At 67.6% G+C, this 16,516-nt stretch carries 21 protein-coding genes; 14 read left to right on the forward strand and 7 right to left on the reverse strand.

What is annotated here, in order from left to right; genetic code table 11:
• Positions 1-215 precede the first annotated feature (215 nt).
• The 6 genes from KBY81_RS01765 to KBY81_RS01790 are packed head-to-tail and all read left to right on the forward strand — an operon-like array spanning position 216 to position 7,788.
• Positions 216-2,351, forward strand: coding sequence for an HAD-IIB family hydrolase (locus tag KBY81_RS01765; protein WP_254975406.1), 2,136 nt, complete (start codon positions 216-218; stop codon positions 2,349-2,351).
• Positions 2,317-3,213 carry an HAD-IIB family hydrolase gene (locus tag KBY81_RS01770; protein ID WP_254975407.1) on the forward strand — a complete coding sequence of 299 codons (897 nt, stop codon included), beginning with the start codon at positions 2,317-2,319 and terminating at the stop codon, positions 3,211-3,213. Before KBY81_RS01765 ends, KBY81_RS01770 begins: the two co-directional genes overlap by 35 nt.
• Positions 3,214-3,259: 46 nt before the next feature.
• Positions 3,260-4,123, forward strand: a complete 864-nt coding sequence (locus KBY81_RS01775) for a PfkB family carbohydrate kinase (RefSeq protein WP_254975408.1) — start codon at positions 3,260-3,262, stop codon at positions 4,121-4,123.
• A 31-nt stretch (positions 4,124-4,154) separates the two neighbouring features.
• Positions 4,155-6,080, forward strand: coding sequence for an alpha-amylase family glycosyl hydrolase (locus KBY81_RS01780; RefSeq protein WP_254975409.1), 1,926 nt, complete (start codon positions 4,155-4,157; stop codon positions 6,078-6,080).
• A gap of 38 nt (positions 6,081-6,118) precedes the next feature.
• Positions 6,119-7,111, forward strand: a complete 993-nt coding sequence (locus KBY81_RS01785; protein ID WP_254975410.1) for a lytic transglycosylase domain-containing protein — start codon at positions 6,119-6,121, stop codon at positions 7,109-7,111.
• A gap of 50 nt (positions 7,112-7,161) precedes the next feature.
• Positions 7,162-7,788 (forward strand): isoprenylcysteine carboxylmethyltransferase family protein, encoded by a 627-nt coding sequence (locus KBY81_RS01790; RefSeq protein ID WP_254975411.1) that lies wholly within the window; start codon positions 7,162-7,164, stop codon positions 7,786-7,788.
• 53 nt (positions 7,789-7,841) lie between these two features.
• Here KBY81_RS01790 and KBY81_RS01795 read toward each other — a convergent pair whose 3' ends face one another.
• Together KBY81_RS01795 and KBY81_RS01800 are read right to left on the reverse strand one after the other, a co-directional pair.
• Complete coding sequence (locus KBY81_RS01795) at positions 7,842-8,249, reverse strand: molecular chaperone DnaJ (protein ID WP_254975412.1); 408 nt, start codon at positions 8,247-8,249, stop codon at positions 7,842-7,844.
• Positions 8,250-8,297: 48 nt separating this feature from the next.
• Positions 8,298-8,513: a hypothetical protein gene (locus KBY81_RS01800; protein WP_106222869.1), complete on the reverse strand. Its 216-nt coding sequence runs from the start codon at positions 8,511-8,513 to the stop codon at positions 8,298-8,300.
• A 73-nt stretch (positions 8,514-8,586) separates the two neighbouring features.
• Here KBY81_RS01800 and KBY81_RS01805 point away from each other — a divergent pair, with 73 nt between their 5' ends.
• The 3 genes from KBY81_RS01805 to KBY81_RS01815 all read left to right on the forward strand — a co-directional run bounded on the left by KBY81_RS01805 (position 8,587) and on the right by KBY81_RS01815 (position 10,594).
• Positions 8,587-9,084 carry an RDD family protein gene (locus KBY81_RS01805; RefSeq protein WP_106222870.1) on the forward strand — a complete coding sequence of 166 codons (498 nt, stop codon included), beginning with the start codon at positions 8,587-8,589 and terminating at the stop codon, positions 9,082-9,084.
• Positions 9,085-9,102: 18 nt separating this feature from the next.
• Positions 9,103-9,810: a hypothetical protein gene (locus KBY81_RS01810; RefSeq protein ID WP_254975413.1), complete on the forward strand. Its 708-nt coding sequence runs from the start codon at positions 9,103-9,105 to the stop codon at positions 9,808-9,810.
• A gap of 100 nt (positions 9,811-9,910) precedes the next feature.
• Complete coding sequence (locus KBY81_RS01815) at positions 9,911-10,594, forward strand: M23 family metallopeptidase (protein ID WP_254973130.1); 684 nt, start codon at positions 9,911-9,913, stop codon at positions 10,592-10,594.
• A 25-nt stretch (positions 10,595-10,619) separates the two neighbouring features.
• On the opposite strand, the gene KBY81_RS01820 is transcribed toward KBY81_RS01815, so the two are convergent.
• Complete coding sequence (locus KBY81_RS01820) at positions 10,620-11,060, reverse strand: DCC1-like thiol-disulfide oxidoreductase family protein (RefSeq protein ID WP_254975414.1); 441 nt, start codon at positions 11,058-11,060, stop codon at positions 10,620-10,622.
• A gap of 216 nt (positions 11,061-11,276) precedes the next feature.
• Here KBY81_RS01820 and KBY81_RS01825 point away from each other — a divergent pair, with 216 nt between their 5' ends.
• The 3 genes from KBY81_RS01825 to KBY81_RS01835 all read left to right on the forward strand — a co-directional run bounded on the left by KBY81_RS01825 (position 11,277) and on the right by KBY81_RS01835 (position 12,976).
• Positions 11,277-11,579 carry a hypothetical protein gene (locus tag KBY81_RS01825; protein ID WP_106222873.1) on the forward strand — a complete coding sequence of 101 codons (303 nt, stop codon included), beginning with the start codon at positions 11,277-11,279 and terminating at the stop codon, positions 11,577-11,579.
• Positions 11,580-11,738: 159 nt separating this feature from the next.
• A complete protein-coding gene (locus tag KBY81_RS01830) occupies positions 11,739-12,014 on the forward strand; it encodes a DUF1830 domain-containing protein (protein WP_219904512.1) in 276 nt (91 codons plus the stop codon).
• A gap of 95 nt (positions 12,015-12,109) precedes the next feature.
• Positions 12,110-12,976, forward strand: a complete 867-nt coding sequence (locus KBY81_RS01835; protein WP_254975415.1) for a histone deacetylase — start codon at positions 12,110-12,112, stop codon at positions 12,974-12,976.
• Here KBY81_RS01835 and KBY81_RS01840 read toward each other — a convergent pair.
• Positions 12,901-13,404: a hypothetical protein gene (locus tag KBY81_RS01840; RefSeq protein WP_106222875.1), complete on the reverse strand. Its 504-nt coding sequence runs from the start codon at positions 13,402-13,404 to the stop codon at positions 12,901-12,903. The genes KBY81_RS01835 and KBY81_RS01840 overlap by 76 nt on opposite strands.
• Positions 13,405-13,548: 144 nt before the next feature.
• Here KBY81_RS01840 and KBY81_RS01845 point away from each other — a divergent pair, with 144 nt between their 5' ends.
• The gene (locus tag KBY81_RS01845) at positions 13,549-14,130 is read left to right on the forward strand and encodes a ferritin (RefSeq protein ID WP_254973124.1); all 582 of its coding nucleotides are present in this window, start codon (positions 13,549-13,551) and stop codon (positions 14,128-14,130) included.
• 31 nt (positions 14,131-14,161) lie between these two features.
• On the opposite strand, the gene KBY81_RS01850 is transcribed toward KBY81_RS01845, so the two are convergent.
• Positions 14,162-14,434: a hypothetical protein gene (locus KBY81_RS01850; protein WP_254975416.1), complete on the reverse strand. Its 273-nt coding sequence runs from the start codon at positions 14,432-14,434 to the stop codon at positions 14,162-14,164.
• 6 nt (positions 14,435-14,440) lie between these two features.
• A complete protein-coding gene (locus tag KBY81_RS01855; protein ID WP_159819071.1) occupies positions 14,441-15,034 on the reverse strand; it encodes a Crp/Fnr family transcriptional regulator in 594 nt (197 codons plus the stop codon).
• Positions 15,035-15,207: 173 nt separating this feature from the next.
• Between KBY81_RS01855 and KBY81_RS01860 the strand changes: the two genes are divergently transcribed.
• Positions 15,208-15,726, forward strand: coding sequence for a hypothetical protein (locus KBY81_RS01860; protein ID WP_106222575.1), 519 nt, complete (start codon positions 15,208-15,210; stop codon positions 15,724-15,726).
• A 166-nt stretch (positions 15,727-15,892) separates the two neighbouring features.
• Here KBY81_RS01860 and KBY81_RS01865 read toward each other — a convergent pair whose 3' ends face one another.
• Positions 15,893-16,498, reverse strand: a complete 606-nt coding sequence (locus KBY81_RS01865) for an alpha/beta hydrolase (protein ID WP_254975417.1) — start codon at positions 16,496-16,498, stop codon at positions 15,893-15,895.
• Positions 16,499-16,516: the final 18 nt, after the last annotated feature.

Below are 16,516 nucleotides of genomic sequence, written 5' to 3' on the forward strand. Positions count from 1 at the left end.
CCATGCAACGACTGTGTCACCCCATCGGAAGGGTTGTCACCAGCGATTTGCGGTAGAATCGCTATGCGTACCGAGCAGCGCGTCTAGCGCTCCGATCACCACCTCTCTCTCACCACAACTCATTCACCACAATCCAGCCCTCGCGGTCGCGCATGGGACGGGTCGGGTGATTTTTTGAAGTGCCCCCAGGGTTGTCCGACCCCGAAACGATGCCGATGGATATCCCCGACCGTTCTCTTTACATCCTGATGATCAGCATCCATGGCCTGATCCGCGGGGAGGATCTGGAATTGGGTCGTGATGCCGATACCGGAGGACAGACAAAGTACGTGGTGGAGCTCACCAGGGCCCTGGCCCAGCAACCGGGTGTTGCCCAGGTGGATCTGGTCACCCGCTGCATCCGGGATCCCGAGGTGTCTGCGGATTACGCCAGGCCCGTTGAGCCTCTTGAGAGGAAGGCACGCATCATTCGCATCGCTGCCGGACCGGATCTCTACCTCCCAAAAGAAGAGCTCTGGGGCCATCTCGATGCCTTCACAGATGAGCTTCACTCCTGGCTCCATCGCCAGCCGCGTCGACCGGATGTGCTGCACAGCCATTATGCCGATGCCGGCTATGTGGGTGTCCGCCTCTCCCACCTCACCGGCCTTCCCCTTGTGCACACCGGCCACTCCCTGGGTCGGGACAAGCTGCGGAGGCTTCTGGCCCTGGGATTGCCGGTGGATGAGATTCAACAGCGCTACAGGATGGCTGAAAGGATCAGTGCCGAAGAGGATGTGCTGAACAGTGCCAACCTTGTGATCACGAGTACGCATAATGAGATTGAAGACCAATATGAGCTCTACGATTGCTACACCCCGGAGAAGATGTCGGTCATTCCACCGGGGACCGACCTGAATCAGTTCCATCCCCCCGACCCCGAGGATGGCCCCGTCGCCTTTGCCAGCACCCTTGGCAAGTATCTCCGGGAACCCGATAAGCCCATGATTCTGGCCCTCTCAAGGCCAGATAAACGCAAGAACATCGTTTCTCTTCTGGAATCCTATGGGACATCAGAACGCCTCAAGAAGCTCGCGAATCTTGTCATCATTGCCGGCAATCGTAATGACATCCGTGAACTCCAGGAAGGCGCCCAGAACGTCCTCACGGAATTGCTCCTGGTCATCGACTGCCATGAGCTCAGTGGGCTGGTAGCCCTGCCCAAGCACCATTCCCCCAGCGATGTGGCCGACATTTATCGGTTAGCGGCCTCCTCCAAGGGTGTGTTTGTCAACCCGGCCCTCACCGAGCCCTTCGGGCTCACGCTTCTGGAGGCAGCAGCGAGCGGGCTGCCCCTGGTGGCCACCGAGGTGGGCGGGCCGGTCGACATCATCGGGAACTGCAGAAATGGTCTGCTGATTGATCCCCTTGACGAGACCTCCATCAGCAGGGCGCTGCTGCAGATTCTTGAGGATGGGGAGTTGTGGTCCACGTTCTCCCGCAACGGATTGGTGAATGTCGCCAGGTTTTATTCGTGGGAAGCCCACGCCAGGAACTATCTCGAACGGCTGGGAGATCTGGTCCTCCAGGCTCGCGAAAAGGCCCGTCCGGCCCCTCTGTCGAAGGCCCCGGCAGTGCAGACCCGCACCCGCGCGATCTTCACGGCCATCGACAACACCCTGCTGGGTGATCCTGAGGCTCTCGCTCAGTTTGTGAAGCTGATCCGGCAGCACCATCGCAGGGTTCTGTTCGGCATTGCGACCGGACGACGGCTGAACTCCGTGCTCAAACTCCTGAAGGTGCATGGGATCCCGATGCCCGATGTCCTGATCACCAGCCTCGGCACGGAGATCTACACCCCACCCCAATTGACCACGGACATCGCCTGGACCCACCACATCGACCATCTCTGGACCCCCCAGGTCCTGCAACGCCTCATGGAATCCCTGCCTGGACTGACCCTGCAGGAGAAGGAGCACCAGAGCCGGTTCAAGCTCTCCTATTACTACGATGACCACCAGGCGCCTCCCCTCGAGGAGATTCTCACGCTCCTGCGTCAGCATGAGCTGTCCGCCCACACCAGTCTTTCCTTCGGGCAGTTCCTTGACTTCGTCCCTGCCCGCGCTTCCAAGGGACAGGCCCTTCGGTACGTGGCCAACCGCTGGAACATTCCCCTCGGGAAGGTGCTGGTGAACGGAGGCTCCCGGGGTGATGAGGACATGCTCCGGGGCAACACGCTGGGCGTGGTCGTGGACAGCCCCCATCGCGATGAGCTCGACCAGCTCAACGATACCGAGCGGGTGTACTTCTCTGAGGGATCGCATGCAGCCGGCATCCTTGAAGCGATTGATCACTACGGTTTTTTCCGTTGATGTCGCAGCCCGTCGCCACCCGTTGATGCCACCTCTCCTGATCTGCACGGACCTGGACCGGACCCTTCTGCCCAACGGCGAGGCCACCGAATCGGTGGGTGCCCGGCCGGCCTTCGCCCAGCTGGTCTCCCGGCCCCAGACGCTGCTGGCCTACGTCAGTGGCCGACATCTGGCCCTGGTGGAGGAGGCGATCCATGACTATGGACTGCCTGAGCCTGATTGGATCATCGCCGATGTGGGCAGTTCCATCTACGCCAGGCAGAACCGTGGCTGGTCCCCTCTGGAGGCGTGGTCCAGGCACATCTCGGCGGACTGGCAAGGCGATGGATGGTCCGATCTGGCGATGGTGCTGTCCGATGTGTCCGGTTTGACTCTGCAGCCGGAAAGCCGACAGAACTCCCACAAGCTCAGTTTCTTCGTTCCACGGGAGGCCGATCTTCCGACCCTGAACCGAGAGATCCTTGCCCGGCTGCAGGAACGGGATGTCGCCGTCTGTCTTGTTCACAGTGTTGATGAAGCCGCTGCCATCGGCCTGCTGGATATCCTTCCCCGGCGGGCGGGCAAGCTTCAGGCGATTGAGTTTCTGATGCGCGAGCAGGGACTGTCCTGTCAGCAGACGATCTTTGCCGGTGACAGTGGCAATGACCTGTCCGTTCTCACCAGTTCCGTGCCAGCCGTGCTGGTCGCCAATGCCCACCCCGATGTGAAGGCACAGGCCGTGGCGGAATCCATGCGCATGGGCACCCAGGAACGTCTGTATCTGGCCAGGGGTGGCTTCCTGGGGATGAATGGCAACTACAGTTCGGGCATCCTGGAAGGAATCGGCCACTTTCATGCCGATGCCTTGCGGGAGCTGGAGTGACCGGATGCAGGCACCCTGTGCGATCACCGTTTTCGGCGAAGTCCTGTTGGATTGCTTCCCCGATGGCACCGAGGTCCTCGGCGGGGCCCCCTTCAACGTGGCCTGGCACCTCAGGGGTTTCGGCCAGTCTCCCCGACTCGTCAGCCGGGTCGGCAGGGACGCCAGGGGCGAGCGGATTCTCTCCGCCATCGGGCACTGGGGCCTGGACGGGTCCGCTCTGCAGACCGATCCGATCCATGGCACCGGTCGCGTGAGCGTCAGCCTCGTGGATGGCGAGCCCACGTATGAGATTGTGTCGGGCTGCGCCTACGATTTCATCGCATCGCCCGAGCCTGGCCAGGTTCCGGCCAGCGGGATCCTCTATCACGGCACCCTGGCCCTTCGCCATGCAGCATCGGCGGCGGCGCTGGCCAGCCTGACGTCGCGCCATCAGGGGCCGATCGTCCTGGATGTGAATCTGCGGACACCCTGGTGGTCGCCGGAGACGGTTCTGCCCCTGGTGGATGGGGCCCACCACGTCAAGCTGAATGCCGCGGAGCTGGCCCTGCTGAGCCCGGACGTCCCTCCCGGGGACGATCGGGACGATCTGGCCGCCTCGATGCACCGTTTTGCCGGGCGTCACCGGCTGGAGACGCTGGTCGTCACCCGCGGCGCCCTCGGTGCCCTGCTCTGGTGTGACGGCGAGATCCTTTCCGTGGCCCCTGCCGCCGCCGGCCCTGTGGTCGACACGGTGGGGGCGGGGGATGGGTTTGCCGCCGTGCTTCTGCTGGGGCTCAGCCAGCAGTGGCCATGGGCCGTGAGCCTTGGCCGTGCCGGGGACTTCGCCGCGGCCCTGGTGTCACGGCGCGGTGCCACCATCGATGACCCATCGGTCTACGCCAGGTTTCTGAATGCCTGGGGGGTCGGCTGAGCCGATGTACGAGCAGATCTCCCACTCCCTGTTGAACGCGATTCTGGACGATCTGCGACCGGAGATCCGGCGCCAGGACCTGCGCCATTTCTACACCAGGCTCGGCGCCAACTTCTACGCCATCCATTCGCTGTTCGTCACCCTTTATGGTCATCGTGACGACTTCAAGCTGCAGCTTCTGCGTCTGGTCGAAACCATGGCGAGAGGCTACATCGACCGCTCGCCTGATCTTGAATCCCTCGATATCCAGAGAGAGGATGACTACAACTGGTTCCTTTCCCAGAAGTGGGTCGGGATGGCTGTTTACTCCAATGGCTTCGCGGAGAACCTGCCGGATCTGGCCAGCAAGATCAGTTACTTCCAGGAGCTGGGCATCAACATGGTGCACATCCTGCCGATCCTGATGTGCCCATCTGGTAAGAGCGATGGTGGCTATGCGATCAGCGATTTTCGCAAAATCGATGACAGGGTCGGCACGCTCGATGATCTGCGCAGGATTGCCGACGAGTTCAGGAAGCGTGACATCCTGTTGGTTCTGGATATCGTCCTGAATCACACATCGGATGAGCACGAGTGGGCCAGGCGTGCGATGGCTGGGGAGAAGCACTATCAGGATTATTACCACGTTTTTGACGACAGGGACATTCCGGATGTCTTCGAGCAGAACATGCCCGAAGTCTTCCCTGAGAGCGATCCTGGCAATTTCACCTGGAATGGGGAGATGGGGAAGTGGGTGATGACGGTCTTCCACGAGTACCAGTGGGACCTCAACTACGCCAACCCTGCGGTGTTCATCGAGATGCTCGATGTGCTGCTGTTCTGGGCCAACCAAGGCGTCGATGTTCTGCGGCTCGATGCCGTTGCCTTCCTCTGGAAGAAGCTGGGAACCACCTGCCAGAACGAGCGCAAGGCCCACCTCATTCTGCAGCTCATGAAGGACTGCTGCCAGGTGACCGCACCTGGGGTCCTGTTCATCGCCGAGGCCATCGTCGCCCCCACCGAAATCACGAAATACTTCGGCGAGGATGCCATCGTGGCCAAGGAATGTGAGATTGCCTACAACGCCACCCTGATGGCGCTGCTTTGGGATGCGGTGGCCACCCGCAACACCCGGCTCCTCTGCCAGGGCCTCAAGAGCCTTCCCAACAAGCTGGAGCGGGCCACCTGGCTCAATTACGTCCGCTGCCATGACGATATCGGCTTCGGTTTCGATGACAGTGACATTGAGCAGGTTGGTTACGAGCCCCGCGCCCATCGGCGCTTCCTGATCGACTACTTCAAGGGGGATTTCGATGCCATCCCCCGCGGGCTCACCTTCATGCCCAACGACACCACGGGCGATGCCCGCATCTGCGGGTCCCTGGCCTCCCTTGTCGGTCTGGAGTCGGCCCTCGAATCGAAGGATCAGGCCCTGATCGCCACGGCCATCAGCCGCATCCTGCTGATGCATGGGGTCATTCTGTCGTTCGGGGGAATCCCGCTCATCTACAACGGCGATGCCCTGGGCGTCTTGAATGACTACAGCTTCTATGATGACCCCAGCAAGTGCAATGACACCCGTTGGGTGCATCGCCCGAAGATCGACTGGGCCAAGGCGGAGCTCAGGCGGAAGCCAGGAACCGTGGAACATACCATCTTCTCGGCGATCAAGAAGATGATCACGATTCGCAAGGAGATCTCAGCCTTCGCCGATTTCAACAATCGCCAGATTCTGCCCCTGGAGAATGACCATCTGCTGGCGTTCGTGAGGACCAACCCCCTGCGGCCATCCGAGCTGGTCCTGGTGGTGGCCAACTTCAACGACCAGCCCCGGTTCTTCGATCTCGACAGCCTGGTGCCGTCGGTCTTCAGCAGTCACGATGGACTGGTGGATCTTCACTCGGGCCGCCGGCCGTCCCAGTCCGGCAGCCGCATCGTGTTGCAGGCTTACCAGTTCTGCTGGCTGACCAAGACCTGATCGCCCGATTCCCCCCCCGCCCGACGCTTCCCCTGCCCATGCGCGTCGTCACCCCCGTGCTGCTGGCCCTGCTGCTGGCCTCGGCGGCGCTGGCGGTCACCGTGTCGGTGCCGCAGGCACCCACCGGCCGCCCCACCGGGAGCCCCGCTGCCGCCTCTTCCCCGGATGCTGCACCAGCGTCGCCACCAGCCTCGCCGACGGAGTCGGCCCCGCCACAGCCGGCCCCGCGGGCCTATCCCCGGCTGCCGGCCGACCCCGCCGCCATCGCCTCCCAGCTGGCCGCCGCGGAGGCTGCCCTGCGGTCCGCCGACACTCCGACCGGGCTCCTGGGTGAGCTGGGGCATCGCCAGCAGGTCACCTATCGCCGGCTCGCCGCCGATCCGGCCCTGGCCGCCCGGGTGCGGAGCTTCCTGCCCGTCCGCTGGCAGGGGGTGATGGACCGCCATGTGGCCGCCCGTCGGGAGTTTCTGGCCATGCACCGGGGGGGGCGGCGTCCGGCCGTCGTGCCCGCCTGGCGGATCATCCCCCCGGAGCCTGCCGCCGACCTGCTGCGGTACTACCGGGAGGCCTCCGCCGCCACTGGGATTCCCTGGGAGGTTCTGGCTGCCATCAACCTGGTCGAAACGGGCATGGGCCGCATCGATGGCGTCTCCGTCGCCGATGCCCGGGGCCCGATGCAGTTCCTCCCCACCACCTGGGCCGAGCCCGGCATCGGCAAGGGAGACATCCGCGATCCCGAGGACGCGATCCATGCGGCGGCCCGCTACCTGGTGCGACGCGGAGGCCTGCGGGACATTCGCCGGGGGCTGTGGGGCTACAACAACAGCCGGCATTACGTCAGGGCCGTGCTGCTCTACGCCGAGCTGCTGCGCATGGATCCGGCGGCCTTCACGGGCCTGTACCACTGGGAGATCCATTACGCCTCCTCAGCCGGCGACCTCTGGCTGCCGGTGGGCTACAGCCAGAGCCGCCCCCTGGCGGTTGCCACCTACCTGGAGCGCTTTCCCGCCTCGGCCCCTCCGGGACGCTGAGACGCCTGCCAGCATGGAACCCCGTCGGGCTCCGGGTGGCCCAGCTGCCGATGACCCAGCTGCAAGCGATCAACATCGCCAAGGTGACCACCATCGTGGCCCTGCTGGTGCCTGCGCTGGTGCTGGGGCTGGAGTCGGAACGGGTCGCGATCTACCTCGCCCTCCACATCAGCTACTGCCTCTGGTGGCTGCTTGAGGAGGTGCTGTTCCCCTGGCGCACCACCCAGCTCTTCACCGAGGTGGTGGGCCCGCCACAGGCCGTCGCTGTGGTGCTGTATGTCGGGGTGTTCTACGCCCTGCCCGGCTGGCTGGCCATGGCCAATCCTGTACCGATCGGCCCGGTGACGATCGCCCTGGGGCTCAGCCTCTACATCTTCGGATCGCTGTTGAACACGGCGGCCGATGTGCAGAAGGGCACCGCCAAGGTCCTGGGGGCCACCCTGGTGGCGGACGGGGCCTGGCGCCGCGTCCGCCATGTCAACTACCTCGGCGACCTGCTCCGCTACAGCAGCTTCGCGGTGATCGCCGGCTCGCCGTGGGCCTGGCTGCTCCCCGCCTCCGTGCTGGCGCTCTACCTGCCCCGCATGATCGGCAAGGAAGCTTCGATGGCGGAGCGCTATCCCGGTTTCGAGGCCTATCGCCAGAGCAGCTGGTGGCTGCTGCCGGGGCTCATCTAGCGCAGCTGATCAGGGGGGCCGATCAAGGGGGGCAGGACACGGAGCGCTGAACCTCAGCCCAGCCCCCTGCCCAGCAGGACGTCCCTGGCGGCGTTGACGGCCTGCATGGTGGCGTGGCGCCCGCCGCGGTCCGGGTGATGCTCGGCGGCGGCTTTCTTCCAGGCCAGGTTGACATCGGTTTCGCGCAGCCGACCCGCCAGGGCCAGGCCGAGACGGGCCCTGGCCTCGATGGCTTCCAGGCTGGGGCTGCGGCCCAGGGGCCCGTGGTCGGCGGCGGAGAGACCCGTGCCTTTCTTGCGGCGTCCCTTGCTGCCCGAGGCCTTGGCCTGGCCGCGGGAGGGCGATCCGGAGAAGCCCTTGCCGCGGCGGGGCGCCTCAGCGCTGTCCGCGGGGTCACTCTGGGGCTGATCCGGCCGCAGGGAGACCAGGGTCAGACGTGGGTCGAGCAGGGTGCGAGCCATGGGTTCAGGTGCCAGCCCGACCGTTGTGTTGCGTGAGGTGGTGGGGACTCAGGCCGCGACGTCGAGGACGGGGGCCGGATCGATGCTCAGGTCGGTGAGCAGGTCGCTGACCAGCTGGTCCGCGGCGGGCTCGTCAGCCATCGCGGCCATCTCCGGAGCCACCATCGCTGCGGGGGCCTGGTTGTGGCCGCCGGCCATCGCCGGTGCGAGAAAGGCCATGGCCAGACCCACCATCAGGGCGAACAGAAAGGTAAGGGCTCGCATGAACGATGGAGAGAAGCTCCATAGTCCTAACACCGCTCCGCCCCTGACGCTGCCGGGAGGAGAGGATGGCCCCATGGAGCGCAGTGAATCTTCCCCCGCCTCGGCCATCGCCTACGCGGGATTCCGGGTCCGCACGGCGGCCTCGCTGATCGATTCGGTGCTGATGCTGATCATCACGGCCCCCCTGCCGCTCCTTCTCTATGCCGTACCTGACGAGACGGCGGTGCTGGTCGTCAGCACGGTGGTGTCGGCCCTGGTGGTGATCCTGTTCTGGCGCTGGAAGCAGGGCACGCCCGGCAAGCTGATGCTGCGGCTGAGAATCGTCGATGCCGGAACCGGCGGCGAACCTGGCCTGCGCCAGTGGTGCCTGCGCTACATCGGCTATCTCATTTCCACGCTGCCCCTGCTCCTGGGCTTCTTCTGGGCGGCCTGGGATCCCCGTCGCCAGGGCTGGCACGACAAGCTTGCCGGCACGGTGGTGATCCGTGTCCCCCGCCGGACCGACCCGCCCCCCAAACGCGCGACGGGGGGCGCGACCGGGGCCGGGAACGCTGGGGCTGGACCCCCCTGACCCCCATCCCCTGCGGCCATGACAGCTCCCTCACGCGATCCCCTGGATGAGGCCATCGCCGCCCGCCGGGCCCAGGACCCCCTGGTGGGGGCCCGCCTGGGTGCCGAGGAGATCAGCCGCCGGCTTCTCAAGGCCATGGCGTCCGAGCGGGGTGTGCACGTCGAATCGCTCCTGGCGGTCTGCGGTGCCCTGGCGGGCCAGGCCTGCCAGGCCGGCGTGCGGGCCCGCTCCCGGGCGGCGGGCCGGGCGGAGCTCTCGGGGCTGCACGTGGTCGGCACCGGGGACGGGGGCTCCTGCCTGGTGGGGGAAGGGCTGGTCCAGGCCCTCTTCCATGAGCCGTACTCCACCTGGGGTCTGGCCGCCGGCGCCGCCCAGCAGGCCGGCTGCACGGCCCTGCCGGACCCGACGGCCCTGTGGCGCCATGGCCTCGAGCACCTCGGCCAGGGGGACTTCGGCGTGCCCCAGGTGCCCGAGGCCCATCAGCCGTCGCCGGAATCCCTGCAGTCGCTGCCGAGCCTCTGGCCGGCCCTGCTGCCGCTGGCCCGGCGGTTCTGCCCCGAGCCGGTGGAGTGGCCGATCCTGTTCGGCCTGGTGGCCCAGAAGGCCATCACCATGGGGCGGGAGGTGATCGATCCCTGCCTGGCCCTGCGCATCGTGATGGACACCGCCATCGCCAGCGCCATGGCGGTCCTGCCCCAGAGCCACGAGCCGGTCACCGGTTCCTGACCGTCCCGGTCACCACGGGCATTCGCGTCCCGCCATCCCCGTCTTGGCAGCGGCGGCCGGGGGCGTTACCAAGGCCTGCACGGTCCCTTGCAGCAGCCGGATGGATTCCCGCTTCCGACGGTTTCTGACGGCGCTGGTCCTGCCCTGGCTGCTGCCCCTGTCCCTGGGTCCCCGTCCCCTTCTGGCGATGGGGGAGCCGCCCCCCCGGCCGACGGAGATACCCCTGGAGGTGCCGGTGGGCGACCTGGGCCAGAACGACCGTCTGCCGGAACCGTTGCGGTCCCGCTACCGGCCGGCCCCGGTAGGGGTGTTTCCCGTGCACCAGGCCGGGGCCCTGGGCTATCCCCTCGCTCTCCAGCCCACCGAGCAGGCTCCGTTCGGCTGGCGGCTGGCCGACGCGCGCAACGCCTGGCGCCTGCACACCGGCCTCGATCTGGTGGCCCCGGAGGGAACGCCGGTGTTCGCCGTGCTGCCCGGCACCGTGCGGCTGGTGGATGAGGTGGGTGGCTACGGCCTGCTGGTGGTCATCGACCACGGCCTCGGCTGGCAGAGCCTGTACGCCCATCTGCTGGATGTATCGGTTCTGCCCGGGGAGAGCCTGGTGGCGGGGCAGCCCATCGGCCGGGTCGGCAGCAGCGGCTCGGCCACCACGGCCCATCTGCACTTCGAGTGGCGCCAGCTGCGCCAGGGGCGACTGGTGGCGGTGGACCCCTCCCCGCTGCTGCAGCCGATAGGCACGGGTCCTTCCGTGGCGGGCCGGGCGCCCTTGCCGCCGCTGCCCTGAGCCGGGGTTCCGTCGGGGCTCGCCGTCAGGGCCGGTCCGGATCCAGCGGCAGGCCCTTCAGGGCCAGGGCCAGGCGCCGCGCTGCCAGCAGCAGGGGGTACAGCCGGCGGCTGCGGGTCGGCGCATCGAACAGCGGAACCAGCAGCTGCAGCAGGGGATCACTGGGCCGCATCAGGGTGCACAGCTGCCGCACCGCCTCCGCCCCGTGCCAGGCCCGCTCGCCCTGGAGCAGGACCGCCCCCTGCGCCAGCGGCAGGCCCCGCGCCAGGAGGGCGCCGCGCAGAGCCGCGTCGGCCCGCCCGTCGACGATCTGCAGGTGGGGAATCCCGCCGCGCAGTTCGCTGCTCAGGGCGAAATGACGGCAGAAGGGGCAGCCTCCGTCGTAGACGAGCCGCAGAATCTGCGGTGCGTTGAGCCCCGCGGGCTGCGGGGCCGAATCGGGGGTTGGGGATGGGGGGGCGCCCATCGCTGCAGGGGAGATCAAGGGCGGTGGGCCGCGACTTCTGGAGCGTGATCACAGGATCCGATTCTGCCGCCGGCGGCCGGAGACCGCGACAGGGCATGGCATCGGCATCGATGGATCGATTTCACCAAGTCCTGACAGGTCGCTGGTTTCTGTGATCCTCGGCACCGTTCGATTTCTGAGAACGGTTAGATCCTCTGCCAATGGATGACTGGAAAGATGCTCACACCCACCACCCGTCTGAGGCTTCAGGAGATCATCGGCAGGATTGCCGATTCCCGCCCGGTCAGTCTCCATGAACGCATCTATGTTCAGAAGTTCGCTGATCGCGATGCCAGTGTCTGGAGCTGGCTGCGGCGGGCCCAGCGCACCCAGCAACGGGGTGAGCCCGAATCGGAACTCGACCGCCTCACGGGCTCGCTGGACCTGGGCGACCCCTGTGACAGCGAAGGATTCGACCCCGGCCGGGACGATCTGGGTGACTGGTTCAGCGGAGCTCCGAATTGGCTCAGGCGCAGTTGAGTCATCCTTAAGCGGTACAAACACTCATGCCGGATTGTTCGTCGCATCGGCAACGGACATGGCCGGGGGAGCGTGTGTTGATGCCATGGTCAGGTCTCAGTCTGGTCGGAGGGCACCATGGACGTCTTACTTTGTAGCTACCGCAACTGTTCGGAACGCATGCGGATCATCCGCTGCTGTGGTCCCGAGGATTTCTTCCTCGAGCGGGTTGTCTTTCCCTTTGAGGTGCTCACCTTCCATTGTCCGCCCGCCACGGACGTGGAGATCTGGGCACGGGATTCGATGGGCGTCGTCCTCACCGAACAGCTGCCCGCCGATGCCCTGGCGATGCAGCAAAGTGGGGTGTCGCCCCGTCCGGAATGGCTGCCCCAGGTTCCCAACCGAGCGGTGGGGGTAAGAGGCAACGCCAGCTCGGTCTGCCTTCTCCCCCACTGACGCCTGCCCCGGACGTCGGCATCGTCTGCAGCGCCAGCTACCGCGACCACCTCACCGGGCCCTGGCACCCGGAATGCCCCGCCCGGGTCGATGCCGTGATCCAGGGCCTGGAGCGGGCCGGTCTGCTGGCCCGCTGCCGGATCCTCCCGCCCCGCCCAGCCACGGATGCGGAACTGCTGCGCTGTCACACGCCGGGGTATCTGCAGCAGGTCCGGGAGGATATCCAGGCTGGCCGAGAGCAGCTGTCCACCGGCGATACCGCCATCAGCCCCCACTCGGAGCGAACGGCGCGGCTGGCGGCGGGGGGGGTGCTGGCGGCGGTGGAAGCCGTCATGGACCAGCGGGTGCAGCGGGCCTATGCGGTGGTCAGGCCCCCGGGTCACCACGCCAGTCCGGCCCGGGGCATGGGCTTCTGCCTCTACAACAACGTGGCCGTCGCCGCCCGCCACCTGCAGGCGGCGCATGGTCTCAACAGGATCCTGGTCGTCGACTGGGATGTGCACCATGGCAACGGCACCCAGGACATCTTCTGGAGCGATCCCTCGGTGCTGTTCTTCGGCAGCCACCAGGCGCCGCTCTACCCGGGGACGGGCTCCCGCCGGGAACAGGGCGAGGGGCCCGGGTCCGGCTACACCCGCAACTGTCCCCTGCCGGCGGGGACGTCCGGGCCCGAGCTGGTGGCCGCCTGGCGGGAGGAGCTGCTGCCGCTGGCCGAGGCCTTCGCCCCGGATTTCGTGCTGATCTCGGCGGGTTTCGATTCCAGGGCCGGCGATCCCCTCGGGGATTTACGCCTCCAGGACAGGGATTTCGCGGCCCTGACCCGGTTGATGCTCAGCATCGCGGCGGACCATGCCCAGGGCCGTCTGGTGTCCGCCCTGGAGGGCGGCTACGACCTCGAGGGCCTGGCATCCGCCAGCGCCGCCCACGTGGCCTGCCTGCTGGGGGACATCGGGCCGCGCTGAGTTCGCCACCAGAACCAGGCCTCGCGGTTGATCAGCAGGCCGATCAGCACCATCGCCAGCATCAGCACGATCTGGTCGGCCCGGGCGTCCGGCACCAGGATGTCGGCGGCCAGGTGGGGGAGGTTGGTGAGGGTGTAAGCAACGCTCATCCAGAAATGGGCACAGCGCCAGTGGCGCCAGCGCCGAGGCTGGCCCGGATCACTGGCGGCGTAGGCGATCAGCACGACCGTGGCCAGCGGCACCAGGACATAAGCCAGCATGGCCCCGAACAACAGCGGCAGCTGGGCGGCCGCCACATGGCCATGGATCTCCGGCGAGATCCCGTGGAACAGGGGCATCAGGCCCAGCTCCACATGGAACAGCATCGCCAGCAGCCAGGCGGTCCAGAGGCTGCGCAGCCGCAGGGCGTGGTCGACGGCACTGGCCATGGGAATGGTCCAAGGCTCCCTGAGTCTGGGACTCTCCACCCACGACGCGTGCGGAATGGGCCGGTTCGTGATGGCTCGGTTCGTTGCCGGGCTCCGTAAATTGTGGGGACGGTGAATGGGTTCTTTCCCCCCAGGCCGATCGTGATGACCTCCCCGACCTCCTCCCTGCCCAAGACCGCGGTGGCCACCGGCCCCGCCGGGAGGGCCATGGCCCAGCCCATGGAGGCAGGGCTGCTCGAGGGTCTGCAGGACCACCTGGGCCTGGAGCGCAAGGCCAGCGCCGCCTACTGGGCCATGGCCCTCTGGTTCGCCGAGCGGGAACTGCGCGGTTTCGCCGCCCACCTGATGGCCGAGTCCCGCGGCGAGCAGCAGCATGCCGGCCTGCTGGCCGACTACCTGATCGCCCGCGGCCAGACGGTGGACCTCGGTGAACTGCCCGCCCCCTGCCAGCAGTGGAGCGACGCCGAGTCGGCCCTGGCGGACGCCTTCCGCCTGGAGGCCGATGTCACCACCTCTCTGCAACTCCTCTATTCCCTGGCGGAGCGCGCCGGCGACGTGCGCACCACCGTCTTCCTCGACCCGATGATCCAGGGCCAGATCGCCGCTGAGAACGGCGCGGCCCACCTGCTCGGCCGGGTGCGCTTCGGGCGCCAGGAGGCCGCCGCCATGCTGCTGATCGATGGGGAGTTGGCGGCGGCCCAGGCGGCCGCGGCTGCCCCGGTCTGAGCCCGGTCAACGGCCTCCCTCCCCGGGGGACTCAGGCGGCCAGGGGCCGGCTGGTGAGCTCCATCAGGAAGGCGGCCCCGAGGGGATCGCGCAGGGGCAGGCGCATCAGCGCCCGGGCCTGGCGCTGGAGTTCCAGGCGGCGCTGCTCCAGCCGATGGGTTTCACGACCAAGCCGCCGGCGGAGTTGTTCGTCGCGGCAGGTGGCTCCCTGCCCCTTCAGCCGCTGCCAGCTCTGGCGCACCGCGGCCATGTCCCGGCAGAGACTGCCGATCAGGCTCTCGCCGTTGCGGATCAGGACGGTCATGCCGGTTCAGGCCGCCAGGGGAGCGCCGTCCACCAGGGCCGGTGCCAGGCGCAGGCCGGTCTCGCCGCTGGGGGCCTCGAGCAGGTCGGCGGCCCGGATGCGGGAGATCAGCCGGGTGGTGGTGACGCGGGTGGTGCCGATCAGCTCGCCGATGCGCTCATGGGTGAGGCGGAAGGGGAGATCGCACCAGGGGCCGCAGCGGCGCCCCAGCCGGCGCACCAGCAGGGAGAGCAGGGCATGGAGCCGCTGCTCGGCGCTGCCGAGGTGGCGGATGCGCAGCAGCTGCAGGGTCCACTCGTTGACCGGATCGAAGCCATGGCCTTCGAGGGGCTCGGCATCGCTGCGGAAGCAGAGGGGGGTGAGGGCCTCGACGCAGACGCCCTCGCTGCAGAGGCGGTCGGTGCGGAGCTGGTCGCCGGACTGGAGGAAGGCCAGGGTCATGCCCTCGGTCTCCTCACAGGGGCAGTAGACGCGGGCGATGCCGTCGAGGACCTCAAGACAGGAACCGCCGGGACGGGGGGTGGGGTCAAGCAGGACCGTCTGGCCGGCGGGCATGCGCACGGCACTGGCGGGGTCGTCGGGGAGGAAGCGGTAACGCATCGGGCGAAGGGAGAGGCCTTATTGCGAACGGCTCTCAACCTAGAGGACCCACCGTCACTTTTGCAAGCGATTCTCAATAGCAGCTGGTGATTGCGAAGCGGGGCGGGCCCCTGGCGCCCGGCCCGATCGCCCAGCGGTCCCTAGCGTCGGGAGCTGCTTCCAGAGGCGCTGCCGTGATCCCCGATGCCCCGTGGCTGCTCGACCGCGAACGGCGCTGCCGACGCGACGGCAGTGGCCTGACCACCGCGGATCTGCTCGGCTGCTGGCGGCTCGAGCGGATCTGGAACAAGGGGAGCCGGCAGCCCGCCTCGGCGGCCGCCGTCCTGCTGCGGGGGCTGGCGGCCCGGTTGCGGCTGTCCGCGGCTGGGGCGGGTTCGAAGGATGGGGAGCTGCGGCTGGCCAACAGCGTGCGGATCGGTGCCCTGGAGCTGCGCTTCGAGGGTGCGGGACGTCTGGAGGGCCGCCGCCCGCTGCTGGTGTTCAGCTTCGAGCGCCTGCTGCTGCTCCTGGGCGGGCGGGTGCTGATCGAGCGGGCCCTGCCCCAGCCCGATCCGCTGCGCCGACCCTTCTTCGCCCTGATCGCCGCCGAACGGCCGCTCTGGCTGGCAGCCCGCGGCCGTGGCGGCGGGCTCGCCCTGTGGCTGCTCGAAGAGACGGACGGAGACCATGGGGCTGAGGTGACGGCACAGTGACGCCATGGCTGGCGTCCAGGCTGGGCCGGCAACAGCCCGGCCGGACGGGCTCGAGGGTCCCCGGCTTCTCGCCCCGGAGGCGATCCTGAGGCGGCTGGCCGCGGTGCCGTCCGAGGCCCCGGTGGCGCGGGAGCTGAGCGCCGGCCATCCGGCCCGGACGGTGGCGTCAGGGGGCGGCCGGCGGACCGGGCTCCTGGATCCGCTCCAGGTTGGAGCCGAGGTCGGATTCGAGAAACTCCTTCACCACGTGGCCCATGCCGCTCAACCCCGCCAGGGCCGACTGCAGGGCCGGCAGGTTGATGGCCACCTCCTCGTTGGGGTAGGCCCGCAGGAATCCCACCGCCGACAGCGTTCCCGAGCCGTCCTCGATCCCCAGGATCGTGGCCGAACGCAGGGCCACCATGCCCACCGGCGGCGCCTTGAGGGGATACAGGATGCCGGACAGCCGCTCCAGGGCGCTCTCGCCGAAGCGGGTGCTCAACAGCCTGGTGGTCTGCACCAGCGGCAGCGTCACGCGGTGGTTCAGCAGCTTGCCGACCTCGGCGGGGTCCCTGCCGCCCAGCCGCAGGGCATCCCCCAGCAGGCCCACGGCCTCACCGGTCCGGGCCAGCCGTTCCAGGTCGGCGACGGGGATCGAGCGGCGAAACGCCCCACTGACGAAGACCACCTGCTCGGCCGCCCTGGCCTCCGGCCCGGCCAGGATCAGCAGGGTGGCCAGCCCGGCGCTGCCCCAGACGCGGATCACTGGGGGGAGGGAAGACAGGGGGAGCATTGATCGGGTGGCCGGATC

This window comes from Cyanobium sp. Lug-B (assembly GCF_024345635.1).
Taxonomy (GTDB): domain Bacteria; phylum Cyanobacteriota; class Cyanobacteriia; order PCC-6307; family Cyanobiaceae; genus Cyanobium; species Cyanobium minutissimum.